Annotated in this window: 11 protein-coding genes and 1 pseudogene; 1 reads left to right on the forward strand and 11 read right to left on the reverse strand. The window is 64.3% G+C overall.

Annotation, left to right across the window (positions count from 1 at the left end; translation table 11 throughout):
* Positions 1-3: 3 nt before the first annotated feature.
* The 11 genes and pseudogenes from QF039_RS28755 to tagH all read right to left on the reverse strand — a co-directional run bounded on the left by QF039_RS28755 (position 4) and on the right by tagH (position 16,005).
* Positions 4-1,717 (reverse strand): annotated as a pseudogene (locus tag QF039_RS28755) (formylglycine-generating enzyme family protein).
* Positions 1,710-2,894, reverse strand: coding sequence for an ABC transporter permease (locus QF039_RS28760; protein WP_307521898.1), 1,185 nt, complete (start codon positions 2,892-2,894; stop codon positions 1,710-1,712). Before QF039_RS28760 ends, QF039_RS28755 begins: the two are co-directional and overlap by 8 nt.
* Positions 2,894-3,598, reverse strand: a complete 705-nt coding sequence (locus tag QF039_RS28765) for an ABC transporter ATP-binding protein (protein WP_307521900.1) — start codon at positions 3,596-3,598, stop codon at positions 2,894-2,896. Before QF039_RS28765 ends, QF039_RS28760 begins: the two co-directional genes overlap by 1 nt.
* Positions 3,598-6,606: a serine/threonine-protein kinase gene (locus tag QF039_RS28770; RefSeq protein ID WP_307521902.1), complete on the reverse strand. Its 3,009-nt coding sequence runs from the start codon at positions 6,604-6,606 to the stop codon at positions 3,598-3,600. The genes QF039_RS28765 and QF039_RS28770 overlap by 1 nt, the downstream gene beginning before the upstream one ends.
* Positions 6,603-7,322, reverse strand: coding sequence for a PP2C family serine/threonine-protein phosphatase (locus QF039_RS28775; protein ID WP_178912026.1), 720 nt, complete (start codon positions 7,320-7,322; stop codon positions 6,603-6,605). The genes QF039_RS28770 and QF039_RS28775 overlap by 4 nt, the downstream gene beginning before the upstream one ends.
* A complete protein-coding gene (gene tagF / locus QF039_RS28780) occupies positions 7,323-7,976 on the reverse strand; it encodes a type VI secretion system-associated protein TagF (protein WP_307521905.1) in 654 nt (217 codons plus the stop codon).
* The gene (gene tssM / locus QF039_RS28785) at positions 7,973-11,473 is read right to left on the reverse strand and encodes a type VI secretion system membrane subunit TssM (protein ID WP_307521908.1); all 3,501 of its coding nucleotides are present in this window, start codon (positions 11,471-11,473) and stop codon (positions 7,973-7,975) included. The genes tagF and tssM overlap by 4 nt, the downstream gene beginning before the upstream one ends.
* Positions 11,470-12,759 (reverse strand): DotU family type VI secretion system protein, encoded by a 1,290-nt coding sequence (locus tag QF039_RS28790; RefSeq protein WP_102370169.1) that lies wholly within the window; start codon positions 12,757-12,759, stop codon positions 11,470-11,472. The genes tssM and QF039_RS28790 overlap by 4 nt, the downstream gene beginning before the upstream one ends.
* A gap of 6 nt (positions 12,760-12,765) precedes the next feature.
* Positions 12,766-14,100: a type VI secretion system baseplate subunit TssK gene (tssK, locus tag QF039_RS28795; protein ID WP_307521910.1), complete on the reverse strand. Its 1,335-nt coding sequence runs from the start codon at positions 14,098-14,100 to the stop codon at positions 12,766-12,768.
* A gap of 14 nt (positions 14,101-14,114) precedes the next feature.
* Positions 14,115-14,621: a type VI secretion system lipoprotein TssJ gene (tssJ, locus tag QF039_RS28800; RefSeq protein ID WP_003213332.1), complete on the reverse strand. Its 507-nt coding sequence runs from the start codon at positions 14,619-14,621 to the stop codon at positions 14,115-14,117.
* A gap of 52 nt (positions 14,622-14,673) precedes the next feature.
* Positions 14,674-16,005: a type VI secretion system-associated FHA domain protein TagH gene (tagH, locus tag QF039_RS28805; protein WP_177046863.1), complete on the reverse strand. Its 1,332-nt coding sequence runs from the start codon at positions 16,003-16,005 to the stop codon at positions 14,674-14,676.
* Between the two features lie 404 nt (positions 16,006-16,409).
* On the opposite strand from tagH, the gene tssA reads away from it, so the two are divergent.
* Entirely contained in the window at positions 16,410-17,429 is a 1,020-nt protein-coding gene (tssA, locus tag QF039_RS28810) for a type VI secretion system protein TssA (protein ID WP_102604055.1), read from the forward strand.
* Positions 17,430-17,443: the final 14 nt, after the last annotated feature.

Raw genomic sequence — 17,443 nt, forward strand, 5'->3', positions numbered from 1 at the left:
CGGTCAAGACCGCTGACCGCTCGCTGCGAGCAATTCCTTCAAAATCGTCGCCGGGTCGGCCCGCTGTTGCTTGCGGTAGTTGCCCACATGGCGAACGAATAACGTCGCACGCGTCACCAGGCTCTTGCCCAGGTACCGGCTTGCGATCCAACTCTTCCTTGATCCGTTGAAACTGCGCCTGGATCACCGCATCGGTGTAGCGCGTGCCGGTGGCCAGGTTGTCGATGTAGATCGCCACCGCGCCGTCCAGCGCACTGCGCCCATTGGTGATCGCCGTGGCGAACAGCTGCGCGCTGGCCTCGTCCTTGGCGTCGATGGCCTGCTGGCGGCTCTTCTGCAAATTGATCAGGCGGATGTTGTAGTTGTTGATGGTCTCGGCCACCAGGGCCGCGGACTGAATCAGGTTGCCGGCCGCTTCTTCGCGCTGCTGGGCGATCAGCGAGACGTTGCGCTTGAGCTCTTCGTTGACGAGGCCGAGCTCGGCTTGCAGGCGCGGGTCGACGCTGGCGGCGATGATGCTGTCCAGGCGCTTGGTCGGGTCCTGGGCGTCGTCGATGGCATCGGTCAGCGAGGCCAGGCGACCTTCCTTCTGCCACTGGGCGAACAGTTCCTTGTAGCGCGAACGCGGTGCCGACAAGGCGCCAATCGCCACGCGAAAGCCGGTGGTCTCGTTGCTTTGTTCGGTACCGTCGGCGGCGAACAACGGGTACTCGCGGCGCATGCCGGTGAACAGCGTGCCCTCGCCTTCCAGGTAGTTGCCGCCCTTGACCACGAACCCACCATAGGTGCCCTGGCGACGCCCGGCGTGCACCAGCTGGAAGGATTCCTGGACCATTTCCGCTGCGTTGCCGATCACATCGAACATGCCGATCGGGTTGGGCAGCTTGGTGCCAATGGGCATCAGCCGTGCGGCCTGGCCGGTGCCACCGGCGACCTGATTGAACACCGCGTAATCGGCAAGGGGACCATCGCTTTCGCTGCCCTCGGTACGCCGTGGAAACAGCCGGCCTTCCAGGTCCTGACGGCTGACCGCCTGGCCACCGCGCGCGGCAAACTCCCACTCCACTTCGGTAGGCAGGCGCACAAAGCCCAGGCCGCCGTCGTCCGCCGAAGCACCGCGACCACTCACCGGCAGCAGCTCGCGGTGATATTTCATCAACCAGGCGCTGTACACCGCCGAGAAACGTTCGGCTTCAAAGCGCGACAGCTTGACCTTCGGCAAGCGCGCCGCCATCCCGGTAGGTACATCGCACGCCGGGGCGGGTTCGCCACTGGCCAGGGATTGCGCCTGGGACATGACCTGCGCATATTGCCGCGCAGTGACTTCGTACTTGCCGATGAAGTACAGCATCGGCTTGAGCGGGGTCTTGGCGTCGGTCTTCGGCATCAGCGGCGCAATGACCTTGTTCCAGTCCTTGGGCAGGTCCTTGAGGGTGAACTGGCCGTTGATGAAGTCGCGGCGATAACCGGAAATGAACGACTGCTGATAGCCCGCTTCACCTTCGCTGAACGGGTAGCCGAGGCTGATCTCGCGGTCATCCAGGGTGCCCTGGGCCAGCACGTAGGCATAGCGGAACACCATGTTGCCTTCGCAGGGCAGCGGCAGGCTGACGTCGTCCGGCAACGGCTTGGGGTTGTCCAGCTTGTCGCTCGCCTCATCGGCCCAGGCCACACAGGACAGGGTCAGCGCCATGGCGGCGCCCAGTAACTTATACATCTCTGATTCCTTCAGAAGCCTGGATACGCGCCACACGCCAACCACCACACGCCGCCGCCACGGCGCTGACGCCGAGGACAGCTGCCAGGGCCAGGCCGTAGTGACGCGCCAGCAGGTGGCTGGCGTATTCGCCCGGCACCTGCACGAATAATTGGTTCAGGCCGGACTCTGCCAAGCCATATAAAAGCCCACTCAATGCAGCGGCAAACCCCGCGCTGTAGAGCGCCTGCAACACCACAAACAGCAACAACCCGGCGGTGGAAAACCCCAACAACCGCAATACCGACAGCTCCCGGCGCTTGCGTGCAACCGACGCCAGCGCCCCGGCAAAGATCGCGGCAAACGCGCCCGCCAACGCCAGCCCGGCGATGATCCAGAACACGATCGACAGGTTGCGGCTCAACGACTGCACCTGGGCGATGGTCTGGGCCTGGGTCGACACCAACAGATTCTGCCCGGCGAAATACACCCGCAGCGGCTCCACATCCACCAGGCGCCGCGCATACAAACGGAACGCCGGGTATACCCGTTGCTCGCTGACGCCCACAGCTTCGCCGTCCCAGCCAAACGCCGGCACCGCGCGGCCATCGCGATAATCTTCCGCCGCTTCCAGCAAGCCCAAGGGCGCAAACAATCCATCCCGCGCGAAGGCTTCCAGCGGCGCTACCTGCAGCACTTGAACCCGCAGGCGTTGCGACTCGACGCGCCCCGCCACCTGGCGCCCAAAACTCGCCTCCAGCCAATCCCCGGCCTTTGCCCCGAGCTTTTCGGCAGCGGTGTGGCTCAGCACGATCTGATCCAGGCCCTTGGGCATCGGCAGGCCGGCCAGCAATGGGTCGTTGGCGGCGGTCGGCAGCATCTCCACCGTCACCGCCCCCAACTGCGCCGTCGCCGCAATCTGCCGGGTGCGCGGCAAAGCGAACGCCACGTCGCTGCGCTGGCGGAGCTGCTCGACAAATTCACTGCTGAATCGACCACCGCCCAACGGAATAATTTCCCGGGTGGCCGGGTCGTTCTCCAAACGTTCGGTCAAACTGCTAACCAGTCCAAATTTCAGGCCGAACAACACCAGCAACGGCGCGATCACCGCCACCAGCGCCAGCACCGAACACACCGACAGCCACGCATCGTTGCGGTAATCCTGCCAGGCCAGGGAAGCCACCAGGGCGATACGCATCAGCACGCCTCCCCAAGGGTGGCGGTGACGCCGCCGTCGGCGTCGCGACGGCAACTGATGCGCCGCACCTGCAAGCCGCTGGCCCGGGCCAGGGGTTCATCATGGGTGGCGATCACGCAGCACGCGCCGTTATGCCGGGCCTGGGCCAACAGCGCCTGCATCACCCGCTCGGCGTTCAACGGGTCGAGCGCAGCGGTGGGCTCATCCGCCAGCAACAGCTGCGGACCGTGGGCCAGGGCTCTTGCGCAACTGACCCGCTGACGCTGGCCGACGGACAACGCCGCCGGCTTCTTGTCCAACTGATCAGTGATTTCCAACTGCTCGGCCAACCGCGCCACGCTGCCGTCGTCTTTCAAACCCAGGAGTTGCCGCGACAACGCAATGTTGCCGCGCACATCGAGAAAGCCCAGCAGGCCGCCAGTTTGCAGCACGTAACCCAGGTGCCGACTGCGTAGCTCCGCCAGCGCGCTTTGCTGGTCACCACGCCAAAGCCCGGCAATGTCGACGCGGTTGAAATCGAACTGCCCGACCTGGTCCGGCGCCAACACCAGCGCGAGCAAATCCAGCAAGGTGCTCTTGCCACAGCCACTCGGCCCGACCACCGCCAACTGTTCACCCGTACGCAGTTGCAAGCCCGGTATCACCAGGCTGTAGCGCTGGGCACCAACGCCCCGGCTCTTGTGCACTGCGCTCAAGTTCAGCATTACGGCAGCGTCGACAGCGGCACGCGGTACAACGCATCACCCGGCTCGGCATCGCCGAAACGGACCCAGTTCGCCACGTCGTTATGGAAGGTTTCGTAGAGGCGGATCTTCGAATCCAGCTCGTCGATAAAGTCTTCCTGCTCGGCCACGCTCAACGACAGCCACAAATCCTGGGTCATGTTCAGCGACTTGCTGCGGTACGGCAGGCCTTCCAGGTATTCGCCAAGGATGCCGCCGTCCGCCAGGTTGCCGCCCTTTTTCAAGGCCTGTGGATCACGGCTCATATAGGCCGAGGCGCTGGCGATTTCCTGGAAGAAATCCTTCGGTGAGGTCTGGGTTTTGCGCGCGGCGTCGACGATCAGTTTCAAGGACTGCTGCAAATCGTTGAGCTGCAATTTGGTCAGCATCACGCACACCTGAAAGGCCGGCAGCGCGGTGTTGGTCAGGTCGCGATCGGCGGTCCAGGCACTCACCAGTTGCGGCGCCTGGCTCGCGGTTTTGCGGCCAAGGAAATCCATGTGCATCGCGTAACCGACGGCGGCGGATTTGTCCGCCAGGGTCGGCGCGGCACTGAGCAGCGGCACCGGCTGCGGCGTGTTGCTGCGCACCTGATGCACCAGGTTGGCGAACACCGTGCCGATCTCGTCGACCCGCTCGCCGAACTTGCGCACATCGCCACCGGGCACCGGCGTGTACAGGTCGCCGATCTGCGGGTTGGCGTCGGCGGTCAGGGTGCGGTACTGGGTTTCGGCGCCGCTGTGGGTTTTCTTGCCGGCGTCGGTGCGCAGGTGCAAAGCGTAGATCTTGATCTGCTTGCCCAATGCAGCCTGGCGTACTTCGGCTTCGTTCATCTGGGTAGTAGCGAACGGGTCGTTCTTGCGCAACGCACCGGCGTCGGTCACCAGCAGGATCAGGCGCCCACCGTAGCCGGACCAGTCCATGCCTTCCACCGCCTGCATGACACCGGCGAACGCGTCTTCATTGAACGAGTGGCTGGACACCGTCGACGCTTTGACCTGCCGCGCCATGTCGAGGAAGCGCTGCGGGTCGCGCCCTTGGTCGAGGGTGATCAGGGTCTTGGCCACATACTCCAGGCCGGGGGTTTTCTTGATGCTGTTGCGAAAACCCACCAGGCCAAAGCTCACGCTGTCCAGTTCGCCACGCTCGGCGATGCGGGTTTGCAGCTCGTGGACGACGTCGCGAACCTGGTCGATGTAGGGCTGCATCGACACCGTGGTGTCGACCACCAGCACCACCGCAGTGCGGAAGGCATCGGCGCTGGCATCGGTCACCGGCGTTCGAGCGACAGCCTTGGCGATGACATCAGGTGTGCTGCCAGGGTCGATGGAGGCGACGTTGAGCAGCTGCACCGGCTGGCCGTTTTCGTCGAAGCTCTCCTTGGAGTCGAAGATCGGCAGCAAATAGAACTGGTTCTGCGGGACGGCGCTGGCGGTCGGCTCCAGGGCCAGCACCTGCTGGTTGTCCTCGGTGTTTTTCTGCACCTTGAGCAGCAGGTTTTTCGCCGCTGCGGGATCGGCTAAAAGCTTCTCCACTTCAGCGGACTGACGCAGGAACATCACCGGCGCCCGGCCCGAACGCTCGGTGAACTTGAGCACCAGGCTCTGCTTCCAGTCGCTGGCTTGCGCCGCCGGCAGCCAGCCGTCGCTGCGCCCGTCGGTGGCGGCGCCAACCCGTAGCCAGGGGCTGCCGTCGACGTCCTTGCGTTGGTAGACATAGAGCACGGAAAACGCCGGCAAACCTTCGCCAGGCGCCCCGCCCGCTTCGTGGGAAAGCTTGGCGCCGGGCTTGCTCAGTACCCGCTGGAACAGGGTTTTCTTGCCGGCCATCAGCAACGGGCGTTGACCGCCGTCAACCTGCGCCGCTACCGGTTGCGTGGCAGGCGGCGTGACGGCCTTGGCCGCCTCGGCAACCGGCGCCGCGGCGGCTGGCGCGTCATCTTTCAACCACCAGTAACTTGCGCCCGCAATTGCCAGCGCGACCGCCACGGCAACTGCCGCCAACGCCAGCACCGGCCCACGGTTTTGTCCGGACACGGCCGTGTGTTGCGTCGGCGTCACCACCGGTTGCCGCACGGGTTGTGGCTGCGGCTTTTCGGTCGGGATTTCGATGGAAACCGGCGTGAGTCCGGCCAGGTCATTGGAGACCGCAACCGGAATCGGCAGGGGCCGAATCAACGTCGCCTCTACCTGCTCCTCCTTCGGCAACTGATCCAGCGCCAGCAGCAACGCCGCCGCATCCGGGAAACGCTCCGCCGGGTCCTTGGCCAGCAGCTTGCGCAGCACCTCCTGATAGCGCCCGTGGTGCACCGGCAATTCCGGCAGCGGTTCAGTCAGGTGCGCCAGCGCAGTGGAAAGCGCATCGGTGCCGTTATAAGGCAGCTTGCCCACGAGGATTTCGTAGAGCACCACGCCCAACGCATACAGGTCGGCGCGCCCGTCAATTTCCTGGCCTCGCGCCTGTTCGGGGCTCATGTAGCTCGGCGTGCCGACGGCAAATCCGGCCTGGGTGAACTGCGTGCGGTCATCCAGGGACTTGGCGATACCAAAGTCCGATAACACCGCCGTGCCATCCGCGCGGAACAGAATGTTCGCCGGCTTCACGTCTCGGTGGACCAGGCCCTGGGCGTGGGCATAACCCAGCGCCGACGCAATCTGGCGGATATACGTCAGCCCCTGCTCCGGCGTCAGGCCCGCGGCGATGCGCTCCTTGAGCGTTCCATTGGGCAGGTATTCCATGGCCATGTAGTACAGCTCACCGACATTGCCGATGTCATGGATGGTCACGGTGTGCGGGTGGGACAGGCGCGCCAGGGTCTTGCCTTCGCGCAGGAAGCGCTCGCAGAAACTCGGGTCGGCCGCCAGCGCCGCCGCCATGATCTTCAGCGCCACCTTGCGCTCCAGGGAACGCTGGGTCGCCAGGTACACGCTGGCCATGGCGCCAACGCCGATTTCGCCTTCGATGTCGTAGCCGGGAATGATGATGTTCATGTCGACACCTTCACAACGATGGCGGTGATGTTGTCCGGCGCGCCGCGATTGAGCCCCAGGTGCACCAGGCTGCGGACGATTTCGTCCGGCTCGGCATGGCTCAGTACTTCACGGATCTCGTAGTCTTCGACGGTCTTGTTCAGGCCGTCGCTGCACAGCAGGTAGCTGTCGCCGGGGGCGATCAACAGGTCGACCGACGACAACGCCAACTGTGCTTCCACGCCAATCGCGCGGGTGACGATATTCGCCCGTGGATGCACCCGCGCATCGGCTTCGCTGAGCAGGCCGCTGTCCTGCAAGTCCTGCACGTAGCTGTGGTCGCGGGAAATGCTTTCCAGCAGGCCGTCGCGCAGGCGATACAGGCGGCTGTCGCCGGCCCACAGGCACACGCCGCGCAAGCCTCGGGTGGCGAGCAACACCACGGTACTGCCCATCATGGTCACGCCACGGTGGGCGGTTTCTTCGCGCACCGCGCCGTTGACTCGCAGCAGGTCGCTGCGCAACGCCGCCGTGTATTCCTCAAGGGAACGGCCCACGGGAATGCTGCGCAGGCTGTCGACAATCAGGCTGCTGACGTAATCCCCCGCCGCGTGCCCGCCCATGCCGTCGGCCACCACCCACAGGCCGTTTTCCGGCAGGTCGAGGCAAGCGTCTTCATTGACTTGGCGAACCATGCCGACGTGGCTTTTGCTGGCGGATTTGAACGTGGACCGCATCTACACAACACCTTCTTGGCCGAGCAAAAATTGCGCAAAATCGTCGGCAGCAGGCAAGCCCTGACACCGCATTAAACCGGGAGAAATCTGTTGCGAACCACGGCCCCACCACAGGCTCGCGCCTTCGCAGGCCTGTTCGGCAAGCGCAGTCATCCGCGCCTGCGGGTCTGTGGCGTTGACACGCTGCAAGCCCGCAAAGCGACTACCCAAGGTGCGAGGTTGGCAGGCTGGAGCGCCGAGGGATTCGATCCCGCCGCTGAAACCTTCGAAGCTGGCGCCGGCGTCCAGCGTGCTCAGCAACAACTCTTCCACCTGTTCAAACCAGGCGTCCGGGCCGCCAGCGACGGAGGCCGGGTCGGTGTCGTGATCCAACAGCGCAGCCACCGTCAGCGGGAAATAGCGCCCCACCCGGTCGATGCTCGGCATCACCACGCCCACCGCCGCGTCCGGCCCGCACACACCCGGCGCCAACACGAAGCGCCACAATGGGCTGACCAGGTAAGCATTCAGCCAGTCAGCCCCGAGGCGGGTCTGGCTGGCGAGCAATCCGGACGCCAGCCAACTGTCCCAAGGGCCGATAAAACTCTGGGGCAGCGCGCGGCTGACAAAGTCGCCGCGGCACGCCAACTTGCCGTAGAAACCCAGCGTGGTCATAGCCGCTCCGGCAGGCTGAAGCCGTTAAGCACGCGGCTCTTGAACGGGTTGAAGGCACTGTTGGCCCGCAACTCGTAGGAGATGCTCGCGCCGTCGACCCGCAGACGCAGGTTGAAGCGGTCCGGCGAATTGCCGGCGGTCAGGTCCGATTGCTCCAGCAGGCGAAACCAGGCCCACGGGCCATCCAGCGTTACACCGGAGCGCCCGCTGGCTGACGGCGGCATGATGGAAATGCGCACCACGCCAATGCTGCCGGGATTCGGCCACTGCATCGCGACCGGGCGGCTCGGGCCGTGGTCGTAGCTCAGTTGCTGGCCGTCCAGGTCCAGCAGGAACTGGGTGATGGTCGCGTCCATCGCCACCGGCTTGAGTTCAAAGCGCACGATCGGCTGGGTGCCACCGGCGCGGAAAAACGCGTCACGAATAGTCGCCGCCCGCTGGAAGGTTTGCAGCACACCCGGCGCGATGCCGAGCTTCTGCGCCGCGCCCGGCTGCCAGCGCCAGGTTTGCGTGGAGGTGTCGACGTAAGGTTGCAGGTACTTGCGGAAGTAATTGTCCATCACCCCGCCCACCCCGAAGAACTGGCCGAAGTCATCCAGGGTCGCGTCCCGCGCACTGCCGGGCGACATCGGATAACGCCCGGCCAGGGACTGGCGATACACGTTCACCACTTCGCTGACCCACGCCGCATTCAGCTGGTTACGCACCCCGCCCATCATGCTGTTGGTGGTGGAGTTGACCACTGACTTGACCATGCCCTGCACCAGCGGCGGCTGGCGTTCGGCATTCAGGCTGACCCGCGTGGCCGCAGCCGCCGCCTGGTTTTTCGCTTCGCCCAGCAACGCATCGCCACTGGCGCCGACCATGGCGCTGACCTGCACATACAGCGCGTTCATGTCCGCCAGCAGGCCATCGATGGCCGCCGGTTCGCCTTCGTTCTTGCTGACGATGCTGTTGAGTTCGGCGAAGTGCGCGGTCACCGGATCTTCACTGGCCGCTGGTGCATTCGCAGTTGGCTGGTCCTGGCCAAGCAGGCTGCCGAGGCGTTCCTTGAGCTTGTCCACACCACCTTCCACCGGCGCGCCCTTGGCAGCCAGCAGGCGTTCTTCCGCCTGCAGGTCGGTCTCCTTGGAGACCGCCACCAGCAGCTTCTTCAGCGGCGAAGTCGGCCCGGAAATCACCCGCAAGACGTCGGCCGCCTGGGCCACGCTGGTGATCGGCACAAAGTCGATATCCGCCAGCAACGCATCCCACTGGCGTTGATAATCCTGGAAGTACAGGCGGCGCACATCGGCGGCGAGGCTGACGACGTTTTGTTGGTCGGCCTGCTCGCGGCCCAGTACCCACTGCTCTTCAGCAAGGGTGCCGGTCTGGTTCAGGCTGGCCAGCAGGAAGCCCTGGCGATAACCCTTGGCGGTGAAGAAACCGCTCAACGGTTCGCCCAACGGCTTGCCGCTCTTGCGACTGAACACCAGCGCCGCATCACGGCCCGCCGCTTCGTTGATGCGAAAGTCCGGCACGCCTTCCGGCAGTTTCTGGCGCTTGATACGGTCGTAGACGCGCTGGGCCACCGGCAGTTGCTGCAGTTGCCGACGCAGGTCGTCGATCAAGCGCGGGTCGAGACGGGCGCTGGGCGGATGCCGCTCGAACAGGGCCTGCAAGTGCCCGATCAGGGCCTGGCGTTGGTCCGCCGGCAGGTCGCGCGGCAGGTTGCGGTCCCAGTCGAGGGCGATCCAGGCCTTGATGAAGTCCGGGTCGTAATGCTCGCTGTCGGCGAGCATCAGGTAGGCCTTCAAGCCTTCGTAGAGGAAGTCGGAATTGCCGCCGCCGTGCAGTTGCTCTTCGATGCGCGTCACCAAACGGGGCGCGAACACGGCGATCAACAGCTTGCGGTAGACGCTGGAGGATTCGGCTTCGAGCATGTCGCCCTGATACAGGCCCAAGCCTTCGGACCAGCTCGGCGAGTCGCCCGCCAGGTTCTTCACCGCATTGAGCAACGGCAATACCGCGAGTACTTCGCGCTGCGCCGGGCTCAGGTTCTGCACGGTCTGGCCCAACGGCGCGACCTTCTGGTCAACCTGGGCGATGTAGGCCTGGTTGGCGCGATAACTCACCCACCACAACGTGCTGACGACCAGTACCAGCGCCACGGTTGCGGCCAGCACACCCCGGGCAATCCACTTGCGACGGCGCTCGACCTTCGGGTTGACGCCCACCAGGCCACGCTCGGCAAACGCCACGGCGGTGAACAGTTTTTCGATGAAGTAACTGCGCCCGGTGCCGGTCTGGCGCGCCAGGTGCTGGCGGTCCAGGTTCATGCTCTGGGCCATGGCGCCGATCAAGCGGTCAATCGGGCTGCCTTCCTGGGTGCCGCTGGTGAAGTACACACCGCGCAGCAAGACGCGCTCTTCAAAGGCGTTGGGTTTGAACACGCCTTCGAGGAAGCCTTGCAGGCAATCCTTCAACGCGCCGAACTGCTGCGGGAAACCGTAGATCAGGTCGCGCCGCGCCGGATCGCGTTCCTGTTGCAGGCGCTCCACCAGGCGCTCGTTGAGGCGCTGTTCCAGGCCGGCGAACTCGCTTTGCAGATGGGCCAGCGGGCTGTCGCTGTTCTTGCCGTCGTCCAGGGCGAAGGTCATGCCCCACACTTGGGCGCGCTCTTCCTTGCTCAGGTTGTCGAAGAACTCCATGAAGCCCGGCACCAGGTCGAGCTTGGTGAGCATCAGGTAGATCGGGAAGCGCACGCCCAGTTGGGTGTACAGCTCCTGGATGCGCAGGCGGATCGCGGCGGCATGGGCGGCACGCTCGGCGTCGCTGCCCAGCAGCAGGTCCGAGAGGCTGATGGCGATAAACGCACCATCAATCGGGCGCCGGGAACGCTGCTTTTTCAGCAGGTCGAGAAAGCCCAGCCAGGCGGCTTTATCCACCGTGGAGTTGCTGTCCTGGGTGGTGTAGCGGCCGGCGGTGTCGAGCAATACGGCCTGGTCGGTAAACCACCAATCGCAATTGCGCGTACCGCCCACGCCCCGTACCGCACCGGCACCCAACTGCGCCGCCAAGGGAAAGTGCAGCCCGGAATTGACCAGCGCGGTGGTCTTGCCCGAGCCCGGCGGGCCGATGATCACGTACCACGGCAGCTCATACAGGTTGCGGCGCTCGTCACCGCCCAGCTTGGCCTTTTTCAACAGGGCCAGGGCTTCGTCCATGCGCTGGCGCAGGGTCGCCAGCTCTTCGGCGGTGGCGACGCTGGCAGGGTCTGGCGGGGTTTCCGCCGCGAGGCTGCGCATCACTTCGGCGGCCTGGCGGCGGGCCTGGATAATCCGGAATACGCGGTAGGCAATCCACACCGCGAACACCAGGATGATCAGCGCCCAGCGGCGCCCTTCCGGCACCAGCACATCGAGCAACGGGCCCACAAACCAGATGATCAGGCTCAAGGCGATCAGGCCCAGCAGCGGGATCACCCAGCGAATCACAAAACTGAAAAACGCCTTCACTCGACGCCCTCCGCCAATACGGTGATTTCTACCCGGCGATTGCGCGCACGGCCTTCGGCTGTGGCGTTGGTCGCCACCGGCTCGGTGTCGCTGCGGCCTTCGGCGCTGAAGCGTTCCGGCTGGCCGGTCTTGGCCGCGAGAATCTCCAGCACCGACTTGGCCCGCGCTTCGGACAGCGCCCAGTTGGACGGAAAGCGCAGGGTCGCAATCGGACGGTTATCGCTGTGGCCGGTCACCCGCACCTGGCCCTTGACCTTGCGGATGGCGTCGGCAATACGCAGCATCAGCGGCTGGAAGTCATCGACGATGCTGGAGCTGGCCGAGGCGAACAGTTCATCGCCACGGATGGTCACCACGGAGCGGTCGACGGCATCTTCCACGGCTACGCGACCGGCCTTGATGTCTTCCACCAGGAAGCCTGCCAGGCGTGGCCGCTCGATGATTTTCGGTTGGGCGACCGGACGGTCGATGGCCTGCACCGGGATCTCGCCCAGGGCATGAATATTCTTGAACACCGGCTCGGCATCCGACGCCAGTTTCATCCGCAACCCGAACAGCAATGCCAACAGCAGCGCCAGGCCGATGGCCACCGCGATCCACGGCGGCATGAACTGCGCCAGGCGATCACGGGCCACGGTCACGCCGCGCCAATGGGGTGACAGCTCGCGCTCATGCTCGCCACGGGCACTGCGAATCGCCGCAGCGGTACGCTCGCGCAAGGCTTCCAGCTGGCTGCGGCCATCGTTCATCACGCGGTAGCGACCTTCGAAACCCAGGCACAGGCACAGGTACAGCAGTTCCAGCAGGTACAGGCGTTCCCGCGGGCTTTGCAGGCAGTGATCCAGCAATTGGAAGACCTTTTCGCCGCCCCAGGCTTCGTTGTGCACGGTGATCAGCAGGCTCTGCTTGCCCCAGTCACTGGCACTGCCCCACGGCGTACTCAGCACGGCTTCATCGAGGGCGGTGCACAGCGCGTAACGCGCCAGCAGCACATCGTTGCGGGCCACGCCGGCCGCCTCGGCACGTTCTTCGAACTGGCGCAGGTAAGCCAGCAACTGCGCACGCAGGCTCGCTGGCGCAGGGTGCGAGATCGTGTTGCGCAGGCGCGTCAGCAGCGCCAACAACGGGCCGGCGGCGCTTTCCAGCGGGTTCAGGCCCTGGGCCTTGCCGGTCAGGATCGGCGCAGCGGGCATCGACAGCGGCGCCGGCTCTGCGCGAACAGGTTCCGGCGCGCGGCCACCGGGACGCGGCATGAACTGGGTGCGGTCATCGTCATTCGGATGCATCGCGGATTACCCTCGGATGGCCCAGAAAGCCAGGTTCAACCCCGGGAACTGGCCGGCGATGTGGAACGCAAAGCCACCGGAATTACCCAGTTGCTGCCAGTGCTCGCTGCCCCGGTCCAGCTCGTAGTAGGTGGAGCCTGCGTGGTACGGAATCTGCCGTGGCGCCACCGGCAGCGGCAGCAGGCCGATGCCCGGCAGTTGCAGGTTGACCAGGTCGCGGATGTGTTCCACCGAGCCAACTTTGCTTTGCTGGCCGAAGCGCGCGCGCAGGGTTTCGCCCGGCACATCGGCGCGCACCACCAGGATGAAATTGGCGCTGTCGATCAGGGTTTTGTCGGCCAGCATCGCCACGTGCACGCCGTACGCTTTCTCGACAATCGGGATCGGCGTGGCCTTGCTGTCGATCAGCATCGACAGCGCCTCGCGCAGGGCCTGCATCACCGGGGTGAAGCTCAAGGCCAGGTCGTCATGCTGGTATTGCGGATATTCGTGGGGGCGGCGGCCCGTGGTGGAGAAGGTCGAGAACTCGCCGGCCAGGCTCACCAGCTCACTGAAGAAACGCTCCGGGTGCAGCGGGCTCAACTGACTCAGGTGCTGGATCAGCGGCTGGGCGCGGTTGACCAGTTGCAGCAGCATGAAGTCGGCAATCTCCGAAGCACCACCGGCGCCCGAAGCCACCACGCGCCCAGCCAACGCTTCGCCGCGCTGGTGCAGCAGGCCCAGCAGTTCGCTGCGAAACGCGGTCAGCGGTTTGCTGGCCGTCACGTCGAGGACCGGCGGGATGTAGCTCTCGTCCAGCACCAGGGCGCGGTCGGCGCGTTTTTCCTTGATGCGCACCAGGCCGATGGCCGCGTAATCGCTGATCCCATCCTGGGCGGTCAACAGGCGCAAGGCGCGGGAGCCGACCGCCACCGGCGCACGGTTTTCGAAGGGCGCGTTGTCGTCGCGCACTTCACGCACCTGGCTGACATAGCGCGCGGCTTCCAGGGCCTCGCCTTCGTCGACGGTGTCGCGGGCGCCGGCACGCTTGAGGGGCAACGCCAGGTACACCAGGCCATCGCGCAAGTTGTCGTCGATATTCAGCGGGCTCGGCGCCAGGTCGTCCTGGGGGATATTGAACGGCGTGCCATCCGGTAACAGGCCACGTGCCGAGACGATCGCCAGCTTGCCCTGGGCCAGCAGGCCCTGGTCGATCAACAGTTCGGAAAAGCCCCAGGCCCCCGCCGACAACGGGCGGCTGCGCGCATCGATCAGGTTTTCCAGGTAACGGTCATGCTGCTGGAAGTGCTGCGTTCCGATGAACATGCCTTCCGACCAGACCACGCGATTGTTCCAGGACATGGGGGCTCCGATTCTTATTGGGCAGGGCTGGATGGGGGGACCACGACGTCGGCACGCACGGCATGCACATCGAGGCTGATCTGGTATTCGGTGTATTGGCGTGCCGGCACGTTGAGCACCGTGCGCCACTCGGCACGGTCCAGTTCGCGATAGCCCACCAGCAGGCCGATCTGGCGGGTGGACGGGTCGAGGTCGCGCTGGATGCTCAATTGCTGGCCGGGCAGGATCACCACTTCGTCCTGGTCGAGCAGGTCGAGGCCGAGGGTCGACTGTGCGCGATCGGCCAGGGCGAAGTAGTCGGAACGGCTGAAGGTGGCGGCGTTTTTCAGTTCGAAAATCCGCACCCGTACCGGGGCTGCCTGGCCATTGGCGCCGGGGTTGAGCCCGGCGATGGCATGGAAATGCAGCTCGACGGCGGCGGTGTCTGCCTCAGCTTCGGCGGCCTCGGGCTTGGCCGCATCCTTGGCACACGCCGTCAGCAGAAGCGCGGTGGCGACTGCGAGTAAAAACCTGGGAATCATCCTGCGTCCTCAATGACGTACTTAGCTATCCGTTGTTCCATGTACTGCGTTGTTAGTGACGCTGTCGGCTGCTGTGCGCTTCGTAGGCACGGCTGAATTCACGCCCGAACAGGTCCTGGAAATCTTCCTGGGCCTCGCGGGAAATATTGCTGTAGAGCTCGGTGAACTGCTGCCAGTACTGGGCCTGGCGCGAGCCGTTGAAAATGCTCGACAGCCCGCCGGGCTTGCCCATGCGTTCTTCGAGCTGCGCCGGTTCAAAGCGCGTCAGCAGGTGCTTGATGGCGGCTTCGACCCCGGCCATGACGGCCAGTTGGTGGGCGCGCAGATCGTCGAAACTGTCGCGCACGGCCAAGTCCGGCGCCATAAACGCCTGATTGCTGTGGCGTAGGAGCAGCAGTAGCGCTTCATCGGCATTCGGGGCGAATTTCAACGGATTGTTTTCCACCGGTTGAATCACCGTCTGCTGCATGCGGAACTCGCCCTTGAGGCTGCTGCGGGCACGCAACACGTCGATCAGGCCTTCGACCATCAGCCGGTAACTGCGGCCGATGCTTTCCATCTGGGCTTCGGCCTGGGCCTTGTCCAGGCGCAACTGATCGAGGCCCGCACCGCGCAGGAAGGCTTGCAACAGGTCGGGCTGGCTGGCATCAGCCACCGGAAGCGGGCGCTCGACCTTGGGCGGCTCGATGACCGGCGGCTGTGGCGGTGTTGGCGGCAGCGGTGCGACAGGCCTGGGTGCCGGGGCATCGCCGAACAAATCCCAGTCTTCGGGGATTACTGAGCCCGAGACCACCGGCGCAGGCGGCTCAGCCACGGGCAGCGGTGTCGGCGGGCGGAAGTCGTGCTGCTCGGCCGGCACGTGATCGTGCACGGTGGCCGGCGGTACGCTGGTGGGCGCGAGGAAGTCGAACAGGTCCGGCAGGGTGTCCATCGACGAGGCGCCCTGGAACTGCGGCGCGATCACCGGAGGTGGCGTCGGGGCCTTCACGGCGGCGCCCATCAGGGCTTCGAAACTGTTGGAAGCGTCACCGGTGAAAGACGGGGTATCTGTCACTTTCAGGTTGAAATCGATACGCGCCTGGATCTCGTAATCGCCGATGCGGATCAGTTCGCCGTCCTGCAATGGCTCGCTGCTTCCCCGCCGCAAACGAATACCGGCATGCACTAACTCAACTCCATTAGTGCTGTTATCAGTTAAGTAGTAACGACCATCTTTGTACTGAATAACGCAATGTTGCGTGGAAACAAGACGTTCTGGATCAGGCAGTACCCAGTCATTTTCGGAACCGCGGCCAATAGCCATCACTCCCTGGTCCAGGGACTTTTCAGAACACTGGCCAGGGGTAATCTTGTGATAACTAGTGATAGTCAAGCACAGCGACATCTTGCCTCCTTGCTGATACTTCGCGCGCGGCCGTTCCCTGGGAGAAATGCTCCGAGAGATCCACGACAGATCCTTCCAAAACCTTGAAAGCCTGCTTCAACCCGCGTAATTGCTGATCTTAACCGGCCCTGTATGACAAAAATCCTGCCTCGGCACCTGCTTCGACTGATCAGTCGCACAAGATGTTAAGCACCGCACATCTGTCATAGAGGGCGAATAGCTTACCTTGACAAGGCATAAGTACTACACCAAAAATGCACAACTTCTTGAACACCAATGATGGCACTTTGAAATCAACATGATGTCAAAGCGCTAAATAAGACCAAGAAAACATGCAAAGTTCCTCGCGCAACTAATGCATGAGTTGCCCGTCATCTAACGGGCTGATAGGGAGATCGAATTTAGTGGATGTGCCTCTGCTGCTCGCCGCCGTTTCCGCGACTTCGCCCTGTGGCGAAGACTTGGAATATGACGCCGATTACTTGCATCTTGAGCGTGCCGCACAGGGTCAACCCGAGCGCAGCATGGGCGACTCGATCCTGCCTGCCGAACCTCCGGAATGGCGCAGCATCCAGCAGCAAAGTCTCGACCTCCTGCAACGCAGCAAAGACCTGCGCATCACCCATTTCCTGTTGCAAGCCGCCCTCGCCCTCCAGGGCATTGCAGGGCTTGCCGACGCACTCGCGCTGATCAACGCGCTGCTGCGCGAATACTGGGCCGACCTGCATCCACGCCTGGATGCCGATGACGACAACGACCCCACCGTGCGCATCAACGCCCTCAGCGGCGTGGCCAGCGACGCGAACATCCGCCTGCTGCGTGAGGCTATCCTCACCCGTTCCCGCACCTTCGGGCCCGTCAGCCTGCGCGCCGCGCTGAATGCCAGCGGGCTGCAGAGTTTCCCCGGCGAAAACCTCGGTGCCGAACAGCTTAACGGCGCATTCCTCGACAGCGATGCCGAGCAACTGCAAACCACCCGCGACGCGCTGAACGCCGCTCGCGACGCCTGTGAGGCCATCGAACAATACGTCAGCGACCAGGTAGGTTCCGCCCAGGGCGTGGACCTCGCCCCCTTGAAGCAACTGCTCAAGCAGGCCGCGCAGATACTTAACCAATACGCCCCACACAGCGGCGCTGCCAGCGAGCCCGAGGTTGTCAGTGACGACAATGCCCCCTCGGTTGAATACGCCGCCGCGCCCGTTGCAGCACGCCCGACCGGCGACATCGCAAGCCGCGATGAAGTGCTGCGCAGCCTCGACAAGATCCTTGCGTACTACACCCGGCACGAGCCTTCGAGCCCGCTGCCGGTGCTGTTGAACCGAGCGAAGAATCTGGTGCACGCCGACTTTGCGGCCATCGTGCGCAACCTGATTCCCGACGGCATGTCCCAATTTGAAAATCTGCGCGGGCCGGACAGCGAATAAGCGTACGGATCGCG

The organism is Pseudomonas sp. W2I6 (genome assembly GCF_030815935.1).
GTDB lineage: Bacteria > Pseudomonadota > Gammaproteobacteria > Pseudomonadales > Pseudomonadaceae > Aquipseudomonas.